The sequence below is a fragment of the Pseudomonas sp. NPDC089734 genome (genome assembly GCF_044748865.1).
Lineage (GTDB): Bacteria > Pseudomonadota > Gammaproteobacteria > Pseudomonadales > Pseudomonadaceae > Aquipseudomonas.
Genome location: NZ_JBIVGV010000017.1, coordinates 88,556 through 105,841, shown reverse-complemented (window position 1 = coordinate 105,841; position 17,286 = coordinate 88,556). Strand labels below are relative to the sequence as shown.

Genomic DNA, 17,286 nt, shown 5'->3' with positions numbered 1-17,286 from the left:
GCATAAATACCAATCCCTTAACGGAAAGGTGGCTCATCGAAGCTGCGCAATTTGCGTGAGTGCAGCGAGTTCAGCTCCGTGCGCAGCAAGTCCAGCGCAGCGATGCCGATCTTCAAATGCTGGCTGACAGCGCGCTCGTAGAACGCGTTGGCCGAGCCTGGCAATTTGATTTCACTGTGCAACGGCTTGTCCGAGACACACAGCAAAGTGCCGTAAGGCACTCGCAGGCGATAGCCCTGGGCTGCGATGGTGCCGCTTTCCATGTCCACGGCCACGGCACGCGACAGGTTGATGAGCGGCCGCTCCTGTGCCCAGCGCAATTCCCAGTTGCGGTCATCGTAGGTCAGCACCGTCCCGGTACGCAGACGCTTCTTGAGCCCCTCGCCCCGCTCACCGGTAATCTGTGCCGCCGACTCTTGCAACGCCAGTTGCACTTCGGCCAGGGCCGGAATCGGGATATGCGGCGGAAGCACGCGATCGAGAATCCCGTCACGACGCATATAAGCGTGGGCCAGCACATAATCACCAATGGTCTGAGACTGACGCAGGCCGCCACAGTGGCCGATCATCAGCCAGCAATGCGGACGCAGTACGGCCAGGTGGTCGGTGATGTTCTTGGCGTTGGACGGGCCGACACCAATGTTGACCAGTGTGACGCCATGGCCATCTTCGGCAATCAGGTGGTAGGCCGGCATCTGATAACGGTGCCAGACCACGCTGGCAACGATCGCCTGCGCCTCTTCATAAATCATGTTCTTGTCGACGACAACGTTGCCAGGCAACACCATGCGCACGAAACGCGGGTCGTCGCGCAGCTTTTCCAGGCCATGCAGGATGAACTGGTCAACGTAGCGGTGGTAGTTGGTCAGCAGGATCCACGGCTGCACATGACGCCAGTCGCTGCCGGTGTAATGCACCAGACGACGCAACGAGAAATCCACCCGCGCCGCATCGAACAGTGCCAGAGGCAATGGATCGGCGTTGGCCCAGTCATGCAGGCCGTCAGCAATACCGTCAGTCGCGGCGGACAAGTCCGTGCTGGGGAAAACCCGCGCCAGCGCGGCAGCGGTCACGCCCGAGCCCGCCAGCTCGTCACCCTGCTCGACCACATACGGATAAGGAATGTTCTGCTCGCTGACGCCGACTTCGATCGTGACCGAGAAGTCGCTCATCAGAGGGCGCAATTGCTCCAGCAGGTATTTGCGGAACGCGGCAGGCTGGGTCACGGTGACGCTGTAGGTGCCGGGCAGTTGCACCTTGGCGTAGGCGCGGGTGGTCAGCGGCACATCGCCATGGCATTCGTACGTCAGACGTAATTCGGGATAACGAAACAGCGCCCGTTGTTCGGCATCCGGTTCCACACGATCTTTCAGATAGCGCTTGAGCGCCTGGCTCAAGGCACGGGTCGCACGTTCATGCAGCTCCGAGAGACGTTCCACGGCTTGCTCGGCGGTTTCTACGACAACAAAAGCTTGGGTCACGGTTTCCGTCCTGTCTGATCTTGCAGACCTGCATCATGCCACCTGTGGCGAAGACCGGGCTATCAAAGTTTCTGCATCGACACCGACAGGCAAAGCGCCATATACCTGACCGGGCGAGAGCAACCGCCCCAGGATGAACGCATCACTGACAGTGGCATTACCGGCCTTGAGCAACAGCCCGGCCTGCAATCCCAGCGCAATGTCTTCGGTCAGTTGCCGGGCACGGTATTGCATGTCGCCCGTGTCCTTGAGCGCAGCCTTAAGCTTTGTAATGTGCGCCTTCAGATGCCGGTCGCCATGGCCATCGCCAAGCTCGTCGAACAAGGCATCGAGCACACCCGGCTCTTTGGACAGCGCACGCAGTACATCCAGGCATTGCACGTTGCCGGAACCCTCCCACGTCGAGTTGACCGGTGCCTCGCGGTACAACCGCGGCAGAATGCTGTCTTCGACATAGCCCGCCCCGCCCAGGCACTCCGCGGCCTCGTTGATCATGGCTGGAGCACGCTTGCAGATCCAGTATTTACCCACAGCCGTGACCAGCCGGACAAAACGTGCCTCGTGCCCATCTTCCGGATGATCCAGAGCCCGTCCAAGACGCAAGGTCAACGCCAGTGCGGCTTCGCTTTCCAGTGCGAGGTCGGCCAGTACGTTCTGCATCAGAGGTTGTTCGCTGAGCAGCCGTCCGCTGACCTTGCGATGGGCGCAATGATGCGTGGCCTGAGTCACCGCCTGACGCATCAGGGCACTGGAGCCAATCATGCAGTCGAAACGGGTCATGGCAACCATTTCAATGATGGTCGGCACGCCGCGCCCTTCTTCACCCACCATCCAGGCCAGGGCACCGCGCAGTTCAATTTCGCTGGAGGCATTGGACCAGTTGCCCAGCTTGTTTTTCAGGCGCTGAATGTAGAACTCGTTACGGGTGTCATTCGGCCGGTGACGTGGCAGCAGGAAGCAGCTCAGGCCCTTGTCGGTCTGTGCCAGTGTCAGAAATGCATCGCACATGGGGGCCGAGCAGAACCACTTGTGACCGACCAGCTCATAGGCCTGTCCCGGCCCGCTCGCCCCCACGGGATAAGCCCGCGTGGTGTTGGCGCGCACATCGGTGCCGCCCTGTTTCTCGGTCATTGCCATACCGATGGTCGCACCGGTCTTGTGGGTGATACCGACATTGCGCGGATCGTAATGCGTGGAAAGGATTTTCGGCAGCCAGGCCTCCGCCAGATCCGGTTGCAACCTGAGTGCGGGTACGCTGGCAAAAGTCATGGTCAGAGGGCAACCGCTGCCGGGGTCGGCCTGGGTATGCAGATAGCTCATGGCAGCCCGGGCTACATGCGCGCCCGGTTGCGGATCGGTCCATGGCAAGGAAGAAATACCGTGTTCAATGGCCGTGCTCATCAACTGGTGATAAGCCGGGTGAAATTCGACCAGATCGAGGCGGTGGCCGTAGCGGTCATGGCTGGCAAAGGTCGGCTTGTTCTGATTGGCGAGGAAACCGGCCTCCATCAGCGATCCGCCTGCCAATGCGCCGTAGGCGTCGATGCGGGGCTCGGCCCAGCCTGCGTCGAACCGCTTTATCCAGGCTTGCAATGGTAGATCGATACGGTAGAGGTTCGCGCCCTCCAGCGGAGGTGGCTGATTGGTCACTTCGTGGGTTTCGGCAAACGGGTGAAGGTCCATGAGCGGTCTCCTCGCAGGCGAGTCATGAACCGCAGTGAAACACGCACCCGTGGCTTTAAAAAGTGCCGTACGTGCCGAAGTACCGGCGCTTTTTCCTGATCGGCTTCACCGCAAGCGGTTCAGATACCCCATTGCGCCTTCACCGCCGGAGCCCTGCGTACGGCACCGGGCACCGCCATCAACAGCGGCAGACTCAGCGTAAAGCAACTGCCCTTGCCCGGTTCGGAACGATGGCTCAGAGCACCGCCTTGCAGCTCGATCAACTGCCGGCAGATCGCCAGACCGATCCCCAGCCCGCCATACTCGCGGGTCATGGAGCCATCGACCTGGAAAAACCGTTCATACAGCGTCGCTTCGTCCAGCTGACTGAAGCCGATACCGGTGTCCATGACCTCGATCCGCATGTGCAGACTGTCGTTGTCATGTTGTTGCGCCATGACCCGAACCTTGACCGCCCCGTTTCGGGTGAACTTGATGGCATTGTCCAGCAGGCACTCCAGGCACTGATACAGCTTGTGAAAATCTCCCCGCACGCTCTCCGGCAATTGCTCGTCCAGCTCGAAGGTCAATACCAGCCCCTTGGACTGAGCGGCACTGCGGAAACGCTCGCGCAAGGAGTCGAACAGGTCATCCAGATCAAAAACCTCGCTCTGGGCATACAACACACCGGCCTGAAGTTCCGTCAGGGTCAGGATGCCGTTGATCATGCTCATCATGTCCTGGGCTGAAGCAGCGGCGGTCTGCTGATACATCTCCAGCTCGCCATCCATTTTCACCGTATCCATCAGCTCGAGCGAACCAATGACCCCATTCATCGGTGTTCTCAGTTCGTGAGTGAGCGTGGCAAGGAACTCATCCTTGAGGCGGTTGCTGGTCGCCAGTTGTTGATTCAAGCGCTCCAGGTCCTCGCCGGCTTCCAGCAGGGTTTTCGCCTGCTGCTCACGGATATGATTGACCCGGTCGGCCAGGGCCAGCGACAACAGCGCCATTTCCAGAACCGAACCGATCTGACTGGCATAGAGGTGCAGAAAGGTATTGGGGATATAGCCGAACAACATCACGGCGTTGACCAGCCCGCCCATCAGGAAAACGACCCAGGCGGCCAGGTAATAGCGGGCGATTCGTATGCCTTTGAGTACGGCCATGATGCCCGTCGTCAGCATCACGGTGAAACAGGCCAGCACCAGCAAGGTCACCATACGCAATGCCAGGCCGTAATTGGCGAACAGCGACAGCAGCATGGCAATCACTGCACCGACCATCACCGCAATCAACAGCCTGTCCAGCCAGCGTGCCAGTGTTGCCGTCTGCAGGAAGCTACGAGAAAACTGACTGGTGAACAGCACGGAGATCGCCATCAGGAATGGCGTGGAGGTGTTGGCCCAGACAGGGCTGTCCGGCCACAGGTATTCGATGGCGACCCCGTTGATCGACAGCTGGTACAACCCGAACGAGGCGATGTACAGGATGTAATACAGATAGCTGGCGTCGCGCACGCTGATGTAGATGAACAGGTTGTAAACCAGCATCCCCGTCAACACGCCATAGATCAGCCCCAGGATATAGATCTTGGCGGGCAACTCTTCCATGTAGGCATGACTGGACCACAGATTGAGCGGTGCCTGAATCGGTCCCTGGCTGGCAACGCGCAGATAAACGGTCGTAGGCTTGCCGGGCGGCAGATCCACCCCGAACACATAGTTGCCCTGCTTAACGTCACGACTTGAAAAAGGCAGCCGGTCGCCGGTTTTCCAGGCCAGTTGATAGCGCTCGTTGCCGTCAGGCAGATAGAGGTCGACATGGTCCATCGGTGGATAGGCCAGTTCCAGCAGCCAGTCGGTATGCTTGGCCCGGGAATGGGGACGGTACAGCAGATCGACTTTCAGCCAGAACGCCGAGTTCGAATAGCCTGCGTTGAGCGTTTGAGCATCGAGCGCACGGAATTCCGAACCTCTGGAAACGACGCTCTCGATGGTCGCCGTGCCGCTCACATCTTCAAACACCTGAATGACCTGCCCCAACGGCAAGCTGCGAGTGTTTTCATCGAACTCGACGCAATGAGCCAGCAATGGAAACCAGGCAACCAGCATGATCAGCAAATAGCGCATAGAGCCCCAAGGTAGGTCGCCGCTGTCACTCCATCCGTTGATGGCGACGCCCTGTAAATTTCTTTCCTTGAAACAGGCTGAACAGTTCAAAACAGGTTTATCAGTGTGGACCTTGCCTACCTTAGACGCCTGACGCATGGCAACAAAAGATCGTCCTGACAATGAGATAGCAAGAATAACCAAGCATAGCGGTTAATGGCCTTTCGTCACTATGGCTTTAAAATTAAAGCGATGGCTCTATCTCGGCCATTACAGGCCAAACTCAAACATTTACCTTACGAACAGATCGTTAAATTTTGCCTGGCCCCCAGAAAAACCCCGGATCGACCGGCGGCCCGGGAAAGGTTTAGTGATAAGCTCGCGCACCATGAATATTTATAGCTCCCGCCCCGTAGTCCTTTGCCTCAGCGGCCACGACCCCAGTGGTGGTGCCGGTCTGCAGGCCGATATAGAAGCCCTGCTTGCCCAAGGCTGCCATGCCGCACCGGCTGTGACGGCGCTGACCGTTCAAGACACCGTCGATGTCAGCGACTTCCGCGTCCTGGATCGCGAATGGGTCCTGGCCCAGGCCAATGCCGTGCTCAATGATTCGAGCGTAGCAGCAGTCAAGCTGGGCATGCTGGGATCTCTGGAAATGGTCGAGACCGTGGCCGGTCTGCTGACGGCGCATCCGCACTTGCCGGTGGTCTGCGACCCCGTGCTGCGGGCCGGAGGGGGAGGACGTCTGGGCAAGGACGAAGTCGGCTTCGCCATACGCGAACGGCTGCTGCCTCTGTCGACCGTGGTCACGCCCAACCTGCCAGAGGCCCGTATTCTGGCTGAGTTGCCCGACGGCACGGCAGACGAATGCGCCCGCAAACTGCTGCCGTTTTGCGAGCATCTGCTGATTACCGGCGGGCATGGCGATGAACAGGAGGTTCACAATCGCCTCTACACCCGCGACGGCCAGTCCCATACTTTTATCTGCCAACGTCTGCCGGGCAGCTACCACGGGTCAGGTTGCACCCTGGCCAGCGCCCTGGCCGGACGACTGGCACAGGGGGAAGCCCTGGTGAGCGCTGTACAATCGGCGCTGGACTACACGTGGCGGACGTTGCGCGACGCCGAGCAGTTGGGCAAGGGACAATTCGTCCCGCGCCGTCTGCCACTGGACTTCTGCTCATAACGCCACGACATGAGACTCAGCCGATGAAACTACGTGGCCTGTATGCCATCACCGACAGCCAGCTGCTGACCGGTAAGTTCCTGTCTTACGTGCAGGCCGCCCTCGAAGGCGGCGTGACCCTGTTGCAATACCGGGACAAGAGCGACGACGAATCCCGTCGCCTGCGTGAAGCCACCGAACTGCTCAAGCTTTGCGAGCAATACAAGACCCGCTTGATCATCAACGATGACGCCGAACTGGCCGCTCGCCTGGGAGTGGGCGTCCATCTGGGACAGACCGACGGCTCGCTGCCGGATGCCCGGGCATTACTGGGGCATAAAGCGATTGTCGGTGCCACGTGTCACGGCAAGCTCGAACTGGCGGAAAAGGCCAAGGCCGATGGTGCCAGCTACGTGGCCTTCGGACGCTTCTTCAGCTCACAGACCAAACCCGATGCCCCGGCCGTGCCTTTCGATCTGCTGGATCAGGTACGCGCCAAAGTACATTTGCCGATTGCGGTCATTGGCGGCATTACCGTTGAGAACGCTCCGCAACTGGTGGCCCACGGGGCTGATCTGCTGGCGGTGGTTCATGGATTGTTCGGAGCCGAGAGCACACAGGAAGTGACACGACGAGCGAAGGCGTTCAACGCACTGTTTCGCGACTGAATTCGCTACCGATGCCGGATATTTATGGTGTTTTGGCGACCGCCTACAGCATGCAATCCATGACTGCGCAGGAGCGAATTCATTCGCGAAAACCTGCAACCTCCAGCTCAAACGTTGGCAGCCCGTTGGCATTTTCCAGCGCCAACAGCGCACGCTTGCGATCGACCCCACCGGCATAACCGGTCAGGTCCCCGCCAGCGCCAATGACGCGATGGCAAGGCACGATGATGGAAATCGGGTTCTTGCCATTGGCAGTGCCCACAGCCCGAGAGTGTCCGGGAGTCAGCCCCATTTTCCGGGCCATGGCGCCATAGGACAGCACTTCACCATAGGGAATCCGGGCCAGCTCGCGCCAGACCTGCTCCTGGAAGGGAGTCCCTCGAAAGCGCAATGGCACCTCAAATGAGCGTCGCTCCCCGCTGAAAAACTCGGTCAGTTGTTCCTGCGCCAGCCGGATCACGCGGGGAACATGCTGATCGTCGGGCAATATCAGCAGGTCCGGAAAGTATTTCTGCCCGACGAAATACACGCCCGTCAGCGCATCATCCTCGGCACGCAAGGCCATATCGCCCAAGGGCGTTGTAACCAGGTAAGCGGAAATCATTTTTTGGCTTCCTCGGATTGACGCCAGACATGCACCGTCGCATAAGCTCGCCAGGGAGCCCACTGGCTGGCGTATTCATTGAGCTTGGCCACCGTCGTACAGCCAAGGTGTTTTTTGAGGACCGCATCCCCCTCGGGAAACGCATTGGGCCAGCCCAGGGCGCGCATGGCGATGTATTGCACGGTCCATTCTCCGATACCTCGAATATGCCGCAAGGCCGACAAGGTCTCATCCAGAGGAACCAGCGGTTCCAGAATAATCCGCCCTGCCGCCACTTCGCGCGCGACGGCAATGATGGCCTCGGCACGAATCCGGATGATGCCCGTGGCAATCAGGTCTTCCGGCTCCAGACAGGCCATCGCTTCGGCTGTCGGAAAGGCATGATGAAGCCCGTCCGGAGCCTCATCGACCGGGGTGCCGAAACGCTCGGCCATACGCCCCAGAATCAAACGTGCCTGCTTCACCGATATCTGCTGACCGACTACCGCACGCACCGCAATCTCGAACCCCTCGAACGCGCCCGGAACCCGCATGCCCGGCAAGGCTGTCACCAGATCCCCCAAGTGCGCATCCACCAGATCGGGCCGGCAACCGGTATCGAATACCCTTCGCACCCGCCCCAGCACCTGAGCGATACCCGATTGCAGAGACGCCGACATCGTCACCACCAGCGCATGACGCTGCGGTGCATGGATCACACGAATCCAGCCGGACAGACGACGCCCTCCGAGTTCGATTCCGATCACCCTTGTGTAAGCCTCGTCATCGACATGCTCGACCCCGCCGATGCAGCGATGGGCCAGAAACTCCAGCACACCGGCCCATGAAAAAGGCGGTCGATACGACAACTCGAAACGCATGCTCGCCTCGCCTGGCCGGTTCGTTGCCTTTCTCAGGCGCAGCGGGTTGAGGCCGTAACGCTCCTGAAACACATCATTGAAACGCCTGACGCTGCCAAACCCGGCCGCCAGGGCCACCTCGGCCATCGACAGACCGGTATCGGTCAGCAGACGCTTGGCAATCAACAGGCGTTGCGTCTGGGCGAACTCGATCATCGACACGCCGAACTCGGCCTCGAAAATCCGCCGAAGATGCCGCGACGTCACCCCGACCCGCCTGGACAGTGCGTCCAGACTCCTGCCGCTCAGAAACCCTTCTTCTATCAACCGTGCAGCAGCCTGGGCCAACCGCCCGGACACATCCAAAAGCCCATGGCCCGGAGCCAGTTCCGGACGACAGCGCAGACACGGGCGAAAACCTGCCCGCTCGGCAGCGGCGGCCGTTGCGTAGAAACTGCAGTTTCTGGCCAGCGGCGCGCGCACCGGGCACATCGGACGGCAATAAATCCCGGTCGTCGACACGCCCATGAAAAACCAGCCGTCGAAACGGCGGTCCCGGGCGACAAATGCCGCGTAGCACACATCTGGATCAAGAGTTTTCATGAGACAGACCCTACTCCAGCGCCGGATAAAAGTCTGGCTGAATTCGGACATGTGCATCCGGCAATCGCCCGGCATTTGCTATAGTGCGGCTCCCTACGTCTTCAGGCCTAGTGACATCACCCAGGCAGCCATGCCACTCAGCGTCGAAACGATTTCCCGGTTCAAAAGCAGAGACCCGATCATGTCCCGTTCCGAAACACTGTTCGCCAACGCCCAGAAACACATCCCCGGTGGCGTCAACTCGCCGGTCCGCGCCTTCAAGAGCGTTGGCGGCACGCCATTGTTCTTCAAGCATGCTGCCGGCGCTTACGTGACAGACGAAGACGACAAGCGCTATGTCGATTACGTCGGCTCCTGGGGGCCGATGATTCTGGGGCACAGCCATCCGCAAGTGCTCGATGCCGTGCGCAGCCAGCTGGAACATGGCCTGTCATACGGCGCACCGACGGCCATGGAAACCGAGATGGCCGATCTGGTCTGCTCGCTGGTACCGTCCATGGAAATGGTACGCATGGTCAGCTCCGGCACAGAAGCCACCATGAGCGCCATTCGCCTGGCCCGTGGCTACACCGGTCGCGACAGCATCATCAAGTTCGAGGGCTGCTACCACGGCCACTCCGACAGCCTGCTGGTCAAGGCCGGTTCCGGCGCTCTGACCCTGGGTGTCCCAAGCTCCCCGGGCGTTCCGGCAGACTTTGCCAAACACACCCTGACCGTGCCTTTCAACGACCTGGAGGCCGTCCGTCAACTGCTGGCCGAAGTGGGTCAGGAAGTGGCGTGCATCATCGTCGAACCGGTCGCTGGCAACATGAACTGCGTTCCGCCTGCACCAGGCTATCTGCAAGGCCTGCGCGCCCTGTGCGACGAACACGGCGTGGTGTTGATCTTCGACGAAGTGATGACCGGTTTCCGCGTGGCCCTCGGTGGCGCTCAGGCCTACTACGGCGTCACGCCTGACCTGAGCACCTTCGGCAAGATCATCGGCGGCGGCATGCCAGTCGGCTGTTTTGGCGGCAAACGCGAAATCATGTCGCACATCGCCCCGCTGGGGCCGGTCTATCAGGCCGGTACCCTATCGGGCAACCCGCTGGCCATGGCCGCCGGCCTGACCACGCTGCGCCTGATCAGCCGCGAAGGTTTCCACGATGAACTGAGCGACTACACGCGCCGTATGCTCGAAGGCCTGCAGGAGCGCGCCGATGCAGCGGGCATCCCGTTCGTGACCACTCAGGCAGGCGGCATGTTCGGTCTGTATTTCAGCGAAGCCGCAGAAATCGTGACTTTCCAGGACGTCATGAGCAGCGATGCCGACCGATTCAAACGCTTCTTCCACCTGATGCTCGAAGGCGGCGTGTACCTGGCGCCAAGCGCATTCGAGGCAGGCTTCACCTCCATCGCCCATGGCGAAGCCGAGTTGAAACTGACTCTCGATGCTGCTGAAAAAGCGTTCGCCGCGCTGAAATAAGCTACTGTAGGAGCGAATCCATTCGCGAATGCTTTATTTTCGCGAATGAATTCGCTCCTACGGGTGAGAAATCAGGCCCGTGCAGCAGAAAATCCGTAAAGACTTTGTAAGGTTGGCTCTGCTTATTTCATAATGCGCAGCCAGCACGTTTCGCTGGACGGGTACGCCCGCACCTTTTTCAGAGGTAAGTCGACTCCCATGAACCGCACCGGCCGCACCCTTGCATTGGGCTGCCTGTTGCTTATCTATCCCCTGCTGACTCAGGCAGGCGGCAACTCGTTGTTAATCCCAGCGGTGGGTCGTTGCACCCTCAATACACAGCCCGAGAACCTGCCGGCTGCGCTGTCGGCATGCCAACAGGCTGCTCAATCGGGGGATGCACAAGCGCAATACGAGTTGGGCGAGTTCTACTACGAGGGCCAGAACACCCCTCGCGACCTGCCTCAGGCACTCAATTATTTCGAGCAGGCATCGTTGCTGGGCCATGCACAGGCGCAGTATCAACTGGGCTTGATGTTCGCTCGGGGTGAAGGCGTGCAGGCCAATAACATTCAGGCCTACATCGTTCTGAAGATGGCTGCGGTCAACGGCTCGGAAGAGGCGCTGGATGCAGCGGACGAGGTATCGGCCAAGATGCAGCGCGACGAGCTGGAAGTCGCCACGCAGGTCCTGGGCCAGATCTTCCGCAAATACCTGCTGGAACTGCAAACCGCCGAAGGGCGCACACCCTTCTCACCGCTGCCCTGATCGAACCGCGTCAGGGCATATTTTCGTTACGCTCTACTTTTCCGGCATCGGCATGGGAAACGGCATCACATTGCCGCCACCACGCGCTTCGCTGATCTTGGGCGTCCCCATGCGCTCGACCTCATCGATCCGCACGATCGAATGCATCGGTACGAAACTGCGCACCACGCCCTCGAACTGTGCCTTGAGCTTTTCTTCGCTGGGGTCCACCACGACCGTCGTACGCTCGCCGAAAACGAACTCCTCCACCTCCAGGAATCCCCACAGATCGCTCTGATAGATCTGCTTGGCGTACATCTCGAACACCTGGCCCTGGTTGAGGAAAATCACCTTGTAGATTGGAGCTTCGCGTTTGGTCATGACAGGCGGATAACAATCGGGGATAGAAAAAAGGGCACGAACTATAGCATGTCCATCGGACAGCCAACGCTAGGAACCCGTGAGCATCGCCCCTATAATGCGCGGTTCTTTGAATCCGCTGATGATCACGCATGGCCAAGAAGCTTTATATCGAAACCCACGGTTGCCAGATGAACGAGTACGACAGCTCGCGCATGGTCGATCTGCTGGGCGAACATCAGGCCCTGGAAGTCACCGCTCGCGCGGAAGATGCCGACGTGATCCTGCTCAATACCTGCTCGATCCGCGAGCGCGCCCAGGACCGGGTCTACTCCCAGCTGGGGCGCTGGCGTGAGTTGAAACTGGCCAACCCCGAGATGGTCATCGCGGTGGGCGGGTGCGTGGCCAGTCAGGAAGGCGAGGCCATTCGTGACCGCGCGCCATACGTGGACGTGGTCTTCGGCCCGCAGACCCTGCACCGCCTGCCGGAAATGATCGACACGGCACGCACCACGCGCCTGCCCCAGGTCGATGTGTCGTTCCCGGAAATCGAGAAGTTCGACCACCTGCCCGAGCCGCGAGTCGACGGGCCAAGTGCCTATGTCTCGGTCATGGAAGGTTGCAGCAAATACTGCACGTTCTGCGTCGTGCCTTATACACGGGGCGAGGAAGTCAGCCGCCCGTTCGATGACGTGCTGACCGAAGTCATTCACCTGGCCGAAAACGGCGTGCGTGAAGTCACCTTGCTGGGGCAGAACGTCAACGGCTATCGCGGTACCACCCACGACGGCCGCGTGGCCGATCTGGCGGACCTGATCCGCGTAGTGGCCGCCGTCGACGGCATCGACCGCATTCGTTACACCACATCCCATCCGCTGGAGTTCTCCGACAGCCTGATCCAGGCTCACGCCGAGGTCCCGGAACTGGTCAAACACCTGCATTTGCCCGTGCAATCAGGCTCCGACCGCGTGCTGGCCGCCATGAAGCGCAACCACACCACGCTGGAATACAAATCCAAGCTGCGCAAGCTCAAGGCTGCCGTTCCGGGCATCAGCATCAGCTCGGACTTCATCGTCGGCTTCCCGGGCGAAACCGAGAAAGACTTTGAAAACACCATGAAGCTGATTCAGGACGTCGGTTTCGACTTCTCGTTTTCGTTCATCTATAGCCCGCGCCCCGGAACGCCGGCCGCCGACCTGAAGGACGAGACCCCGGAAGCCTTGAAAAAGGAACGCCTGGCGGCCCTGCAACACCGCCTCAACCAGCAAGGCTTCGAGATCAGCCGACAGATGGTCGGCAGTACCCAGCGCATTCTGGTGACCGATTACTCGAAAAAGGACCCCGGCGAGCTGCAAGGGCGTACCGAAAACAACCGGATCGTCAATTTCCGCTGTGACAATCCCAAGTTGATCGGGCAATTCGTCGACGTCCATATCGACGATGCACAACCTCACTCGCTACGGGGTTCGCTGTTGCAGTAACGTTTTTTCGCGAATGAATTCGCTCCCACAAATGGCCTTGTAGGAGCGAATTCATTCGCGAACGCCCCACCCTCTCCCCCCTTTAACAAGTCAGACCTTTCGCCCAAGGTTCTCTAGGGGTATTCTTCAATTCACCTTAATTGCCGTCGGGCGGCTAAAAACGACCTTGAACGCACCCATAGAACCTCATCGTTTCATCCTCGAGCCTTTCGAGGCCCATCGTTTCGCCAACTTGTGCGGGCAACTCGACGAGCATCTGCGCTTGATCGAACAACGCCTGAACATCGAGATCCGCAACCGCGGCAATCAGTTTGAACTGATCGGCGAATCCAGACACACCACCTCGGCTGAAAACCTTCTGCGCCGCCTGTATCGGGAAACCAAAGGTACGGACCTGACGCCAGACATGGTTCACCTGTTCCTGCAGGAATCAGGGGTCGAAGGGCTGGACAATCATCCGGCCGCCGAAGTCGGCGTTGCCCTGCGCACCAAGAAAGGCATGATTCGCCCACGCGGCTTGAATCAGCAGCGCTACGTCAAGGAAATCCTCGGCAACGACATCAATTTCGGCATCGGCCCTGCGGGCACCGGCAAAACCTATCTGGCCGTGGCCTGTGCGGTGGATGCGCTGGAGCGCGAGCAGATCCGTCGCATCCTGCTGGTGCGGCCGGCTGTGGAAGCGGGCGAAAAGCTGGGCTTTCTGCCGGGCGACCTGGCCCAGAAGATCGACCCGTACCTGCGACCGCTCTACGACGCCCTTTACGAGATGCTGGGCTTTGAATATGTCGCCAAGCTGATCGAGAAGCAGGTCATTGAAGTGGCACCGCTGGCGTACATGCGCGGACGCACCCTTAATAACAGCTTCATCATTCTCGACGAAAGTCAGAACACCACTGTCGAGCAGATGAAGATGTTCCTGACCCGTATTGGCTTCGGCTCCACCGCCGTCATCACCGGCGACATCACCCAGGTCGACCTGCCAAGAGGCACGAAGTCGGGCCTGACGCATGTCATCGATGTCCTCAAGGACGTACCGGGCATCAGCTTCACCCACTTCAAACCCAAGGACGTGGTTCGCCATCCGCTGGTGCAGCGCATCGTCGAAGCCTATGAGCGCTTCGATGACCGCTTCAGCGATACGCAGACCGGCAGCTTCAATTCTTCACGGGACAGTCACCGCGATGCTTGAGCTGGATCTGCAACTGGCAAGTGAAGCAAAAGCGCCCAGCGAAGCCCAATTCCGCCTCTGGTGCGAAATGGGCCTGCGCCAGCGCAGCGCCGACTCGGAGTTGACCATTCGACTGGTCGACGAAACCGAAGGGCGCGAGCTCAATCACACATGGCGACACAAGGACTACGCGACCAACGTGCTGTCCTTTCCTGCGGACGTGCCCGACGACATGCTGGACATTCCGCTGCTTGGCGACCTGGTCATCTGCGTACCGGTGGTCAATCGCGAAGCACAGGAACAGGGCAAGGCCGTTGATGCGCACTGGGCGCACATGGTCATTCACGGCTGCCTTCATCTGCTCGGTTACGACCATATCGACGATGAAGAAGCCGAAGAAATGGAAGCACTGGAACGAACGTTGCTTGAGGAACTGGGCTATCCGGATCCTTATGCCGACGACGAAAGCGCCGAACATCCACATTCAGAAACACCAAGCAAGGATCACGAGTAAGGGCTATGAGCGAAGACCGATCGAGCAACGGACAAAAGTCATGGCTGGGGAAATTGACCCAGGCTTTTGTCCACGAGCCGAAAAACCGCCAGGAGCTGCTTGAGCTGCTGCGCGAAGCCCAGCAGAACAAATTGTTGGACAGCGAAGCGCTGGCCATCGTCGAAGGAGCCATTCAGGTAGCCGACCTGCAAGTACGCGACATCATGGTGCCGCGCTCGCAGATGATCAGCATCAAGGCCACCCAGACACCCCGCGAATTCCTGCCCGCCGTCATCGATGCCGCGCATTCGCGCTACCCGGTGATCGGCGAAAGCCACGACGACGTACTCGGCGTGCTGCTGGCCAAGGATCTGCTGCCATTGATCCTCAAGCCCAACGGCGACAGCGATGACATCAAGAGCCTGCTGCGGCCAGCGACGTTCGTGCCCGAATCCAAGCGCCTGAACGTGCTGTTGCGCGAATTTCGCGCCAACCACAACCACATGGCCATCGTCATTGACGAATACGGCGGTGTGGCAGGGCTGGTCACCATTGAAGACGTGCTGGAGCAGATCGTCGGCGATATCGAAGACGAGCATGATGTCGAAGAAGACAGCTACATCAAGCCTCTGCCCAGCGGCGACTTTCTGGTCAAGGCCCTGACACCGATCGAAAGCTTCAACGAATTCTTCGACAGCGAGTTTTCCGATGACGAATTCGATACGGTCGGCGGGCTGGTCATGAATGCGTTCGGGCATCTGCCCAAGCGCAACGAGATCACCGAAATCGGTGCATACCGTTTTCGTGTCCTGAGCGCCGACAGCCGTCGTATTCATTTGTTGCGCCTGAGCCCCATCTCTCGTCCGTAACCGTTTCAAGGAACACACATGCGCTGGATAACCCGTCCCGGCTGGCCCGGTAATCTGCTGGCCGTGGCGGCCGGCGGACTCACGACCCTGGCCCTGGCGCCTTTCGACATCTGGCCACTGGCTCTGGTGGCGGTGGCGATGTTTTACCTGGGCCTTCGCGAGTCGAGCCCTCGTCAGGCATTCGCACGAGGCTGGTGCTACGGCTTCGGGCTGTTCGGCGCGGGCACCAGCTGGATCTACGTCAGCATCAACACCTACGGCGGTGCCTCACCGCTGTTGGCGGGTTTCCTGATGCTGCTGTTCATCAGCCTGATCGCCCTGTTCTTTGCCCTGCCCGCCTGGCTCTGGGCGCGCTGGATTCGCCGTAACGAAGCCCCATTGGCCGATGCCCTGGCCTTCGCGGCCTTCTGGACGGCTCAGGAAGCCTTTCGGGGCTGGTTCCTGACCGGCTTTCCATGGCTGTATTCCGGCTATAGCCAGTTGGACGGACCTCTGGCGGGGCTGGCACCTGTCGGCGGCATCTGGCTCATTTCCTTCGTTCTGGCCCTCACCGTTGCCTTGCTGAGCAATCTGCACCGCTTGCGGACACGTCATTCCTTCATGGCGGCCGGTGTGGTGTTATTGATTGCGCCCTGGATAGTCGGCCTGGCACTCAAGGGGCACGCCTGGACATCCCCGGCCGGTGCACCGCTGAAAGTCGCGGCCATGCAAGGCAATATCGAACAAAGCATGAAATGGGACCCGAAACAGCTGAATGCCCAGTTGGCGCTGTACCGTGACATGACGTTCAACTCACAACAGGCTGACCTGATTGTCTGGCCGGAAACCGCCGTACCGGTGCTCAAGGAGTATGCGGAAGGTTATCTGACGATGATGGGCAAGTTTGCCGCGCAAAGAAACTCGGCGCTCATCACCGGCGTCCCGGTCCGTGAACCGAACCGGCATGGTGAACCCCGCTATTACAACGGCATCACCGTGACCGGCGAAGGGGATGGCACCTACCTGAAGCAGAAACTCGTGCCGTTTGGAGAGTACGTGCCCTTGCAGGAGATTCTGCGCGGGTTGATCGCCTTCTTCGACCTGCCCATGTCGGACTTCGCCCGCGGCCCGAGCGACCAGCGCCTGCTGCAAGCCAAGGGGTACCAGATTGCGCCGTTCATTTGCTACGAAGTGGTCTATCCGGAGTTTGCGGCCGGGCTGGCGGCACGCAGCGACCTGCTACTGACGATCAGCAACGACACCTGGTTCGGCACCTCCATCGGCCCGCTGCAACACTTGCAGATGGCTCAGATGCGGGCGCTGGAAGCCGGTCGCTGGATGATTCGCGCCACCAACAACGGCGTCACCGGCCTGATCGACCCGTTCGGCAGCATCACGGTCCAGATACCGCAGTTCGAGCGAGGCGTGCTGTACGGCGAGGTTGTCCCGATGCAGGAACTGACGCCGTATCTGCGCTGGCGTTCATGGCCGCTGATCATTGTCTGCGGGCTGTTGTTTGGCTGGGCCTTGATGGCGGGGCGTATTGCAAAGACGGTTTGAGATAAAAGCGAAAGCTACAAGCTACAAGCTACAAGCTACAAGCTACAAGCTACAA

15 protein-coding genes are annotated in these 17,286 nt (G+C 59.7%); 9 read left to right on the top strand and 6 right to left on the bottom strand.

From position 1 onward, the window contains the following. Positions 1 to 17: 17 nt before the first annotated feature. The 3 genes from amn to ACIPY9_RS19960 all read right to left on the bottom strand — a co-directional run bounded on the left by amn (position 18) and on the right by ACIPY9_RS19960 (position 5,272). Entirely contained in the window at positions 18 to 1,481 is a 1,464-nt protein-coding gene (gene amn, locus ACIPY9_RS19970; protein ID WP_400705297.1) for an AMP nucleosidase, read from the bottom strand. 33 nt (positions 1,482 to 1,514) lie between these two features. Next, complete coding sequence (locus tag ACIPY9_RS19965; protein WP_400705294.1) at positions 1,515 to 3,164, bottom strand: acyl-CoA dehydrogenase family protein; 1,650 nt, start codon at positions 3,162 to 3,164, stop codon at positions 1,515 to 1,517. 119 nt (positions 3,165 to 3,283) lie between these two features. Beyond that, positions 3,284 to 5,272, bottom strand: coding sequence for a 7TM diverse intracellular signaling domain-containing protein (locus ACIPY9_RS19960; RefSeq protein ID WP_400705291.1), 1,989 nt, complete (start codon positions 5,270 to 5,272; stop codon positions 3,284 to 3,286). 367 nt (positions 5,273 to 5,639) lie between these two features. On the opposite strand from ACIPY9_RS19960, the gene ACIPY9_RS19955 reads away from it, so the two are divergent. Together ACIPY9_RS19955 and thiE are read left to right on the top strand one after the other, a co-directional pair. Then, positions 5,640 to 6,437, top strand: a complete 798-nt coding sequence (locus tag ACIPY9_RS19955; RefSeq protein WP_400705288.1) for a hydroxymethylpyrimidine/phosphomethylpyrimidine kinase — start codon at positions 5,640 to 5,642, stop codon at positions 6,435 to 6,437. A gap of 23 nt (positions 6,438 to 6,460) precedes the next feature. Next, positions 6,461 to 7,084: a thiamine phosphate synthase gene (gene thiE / locus ACIPY9_RS19950; RefSeq protein ID WP_400705285.1), complete on the top strand. Its 624-nt coding sequence runs from the start codon at positions 6,461 to 6,463 to the stop codon at positions 7,082 to 7,084. Positions 7,085 to 7,163: 79 nt separating this feature from the next. On the opposite strand, the gene ACIPY9_RS19945 is transcribed toward thiE, so the two are convergent. After that, entirely contained in the window at positions 7,164 to 7,688 is a 525-nt protein-coding gene (locus ACIPY9_RS19945) for a methylated-DNA--[protein]-cysteine S-methyltransferase (RefSeq protein ID WP_400705282.1), read from the bottom strand. After that, entirely contained in the window at positions 7,685 to 9,130 is a 1,446-nt protein-coding gene (locus ACIPY9_RS19940; protein WP_400705279.1) for an AlkA N-terminal domain-containing protein, read from the bottom strand. The genes ACIPY9_RS19945 and ACIPY9_RS19940 overlap by 4 nt, the downstream gene beginning before the upstream one ends. Before the next feature lie 181 nt (positions 9,131 to 9,311). Between ACIPY9_RS19940 and hemL the strand changes: the two genes are divergently transcribed. Together hemL and ACIPY9_RS19930 are read left to right on the top strand one after the other, a co-directional pair. Beyond that, on the top strand, positions 9,312 to 10,595 hold the full coding sequence (gene hemL / locus ACIPY9_RS19935) for a glutamate-1-semialdehyde 2,1-aminomutase (RefSeq protein WP_400705276.1): 1,284 nt from the start codon (positions 9,312 to 9,314) through the stop codon (positions 10,593 to 10,595). A 198-nt stretch (positions 10,596 to 10,793) separates the two neighbouring features. Beyond that, positions 10,794 to 11,342 carry a tetratricopeptide repeat protein gene (locus ACIPY9_RS19930; RefSeq protein WP_400705273.1) on the top strand — a complete coding sequence of 183 codons (549 nt, stop codon included), beginning with the start codon at positions 10,794 to 10,796 and terminating at the stop codon, positions 11,340 to 11,342. Between the two features lie 33 nt (positions 11,343 to 11,375). Here the strand turns inward: ACIPY9_RS19930 and ACIPY9_RS19925 are convergent, their stop codons facing one another. Further along, positions 11,376 to 11,702, bottom strand: coding sequence for a DUF1820 family protein (locus ACIPY9_RS19925; RefSeq protein ID WP_025261951.1), 327 nt, complete (start codon positions 11,700 to 11,702; stop codon positions 11,376 to 11,378). A gap of 131 nt (positions 11,703 to 11,833) precedes the next feature. Between ACIPY9_RS19925 and miaB the strand changes: the two genes are divergently transcribed. The 5 genes from miaB (at position 11,834) to lnt (ending at position 17,231) form a co-directional block, all read left to right on the top strand. After that, positions 11,834 to 13,162, top strand: a complete 1,329-nt coding sequence (gene miaB / locus ACIPY9_RS19920; RefSeq protein ID WP_400705269.1) for a tRNA (N6-isopentenyl adenosine(37)-C2)-methylthiotransferase MiaB — start codon at positions 11,834 to 11,836, stop codon at positions 13,160 to 13,162. Between the two features lie 166 nt (positions 13,163 to 13,328). Beyond that, the gene (locus tag ACIPY9_RS19915; RefSeq protein ID WP_400705266.1) at positions 13,329 to 14,351 is read left to right on the top strand and encodes a PhoH family protein; all 1,023 of its coding nucleotides are present in this window, start codon (positions 13,329 to 13,331) and stop codon (positions 14,349 to 14,351) included. Beyond that, positions 14,344 to 14,844: an rRNA maturation RNase YbeY gene (gene ybeY / locus ACIPY9_RS19910; RefSeq protein WP_400705263.1), complete on the top strand. Its 501-nt coding sequence runs from the start codon at positions 14,344 to 14,346 to the stop codon at positions 14,842 to 14,844. Before ACIPY9_RS19915 ends, ybeY begins: the two co-directional genes overlap by 8 nt. A gap of 5 nt (positions 14,845 to 14,849) precedes the next feature. Next, positions 14,850 to 15,692, top strand: a complete 843-nt coding sequence (locus ACIPY9_RS19905; protein WP_400705260.1) for an HlyC/CorC family transporter — start codon at positions 14,850 to 14,852, stop codon at positions 15,690 to 15,692. A gap of 18 nt (positions 15,693 to 15,710) precedes the next feature. Further along, on the top strand, positions 15,711 to 17,231 hold the full coding sequence (gene lnt / locus ACIPY9_RS19900; RefSeq protein WP_400705257.1) for an apolipoprotein N-acyltransferase: 1,521 nt from the start codon (positions 15,711 to 15,713) through the stop codon (positions 17,229 to 17,231). Positions 17,232 to 17,286 lie beyond the last annotated feature (55 nt).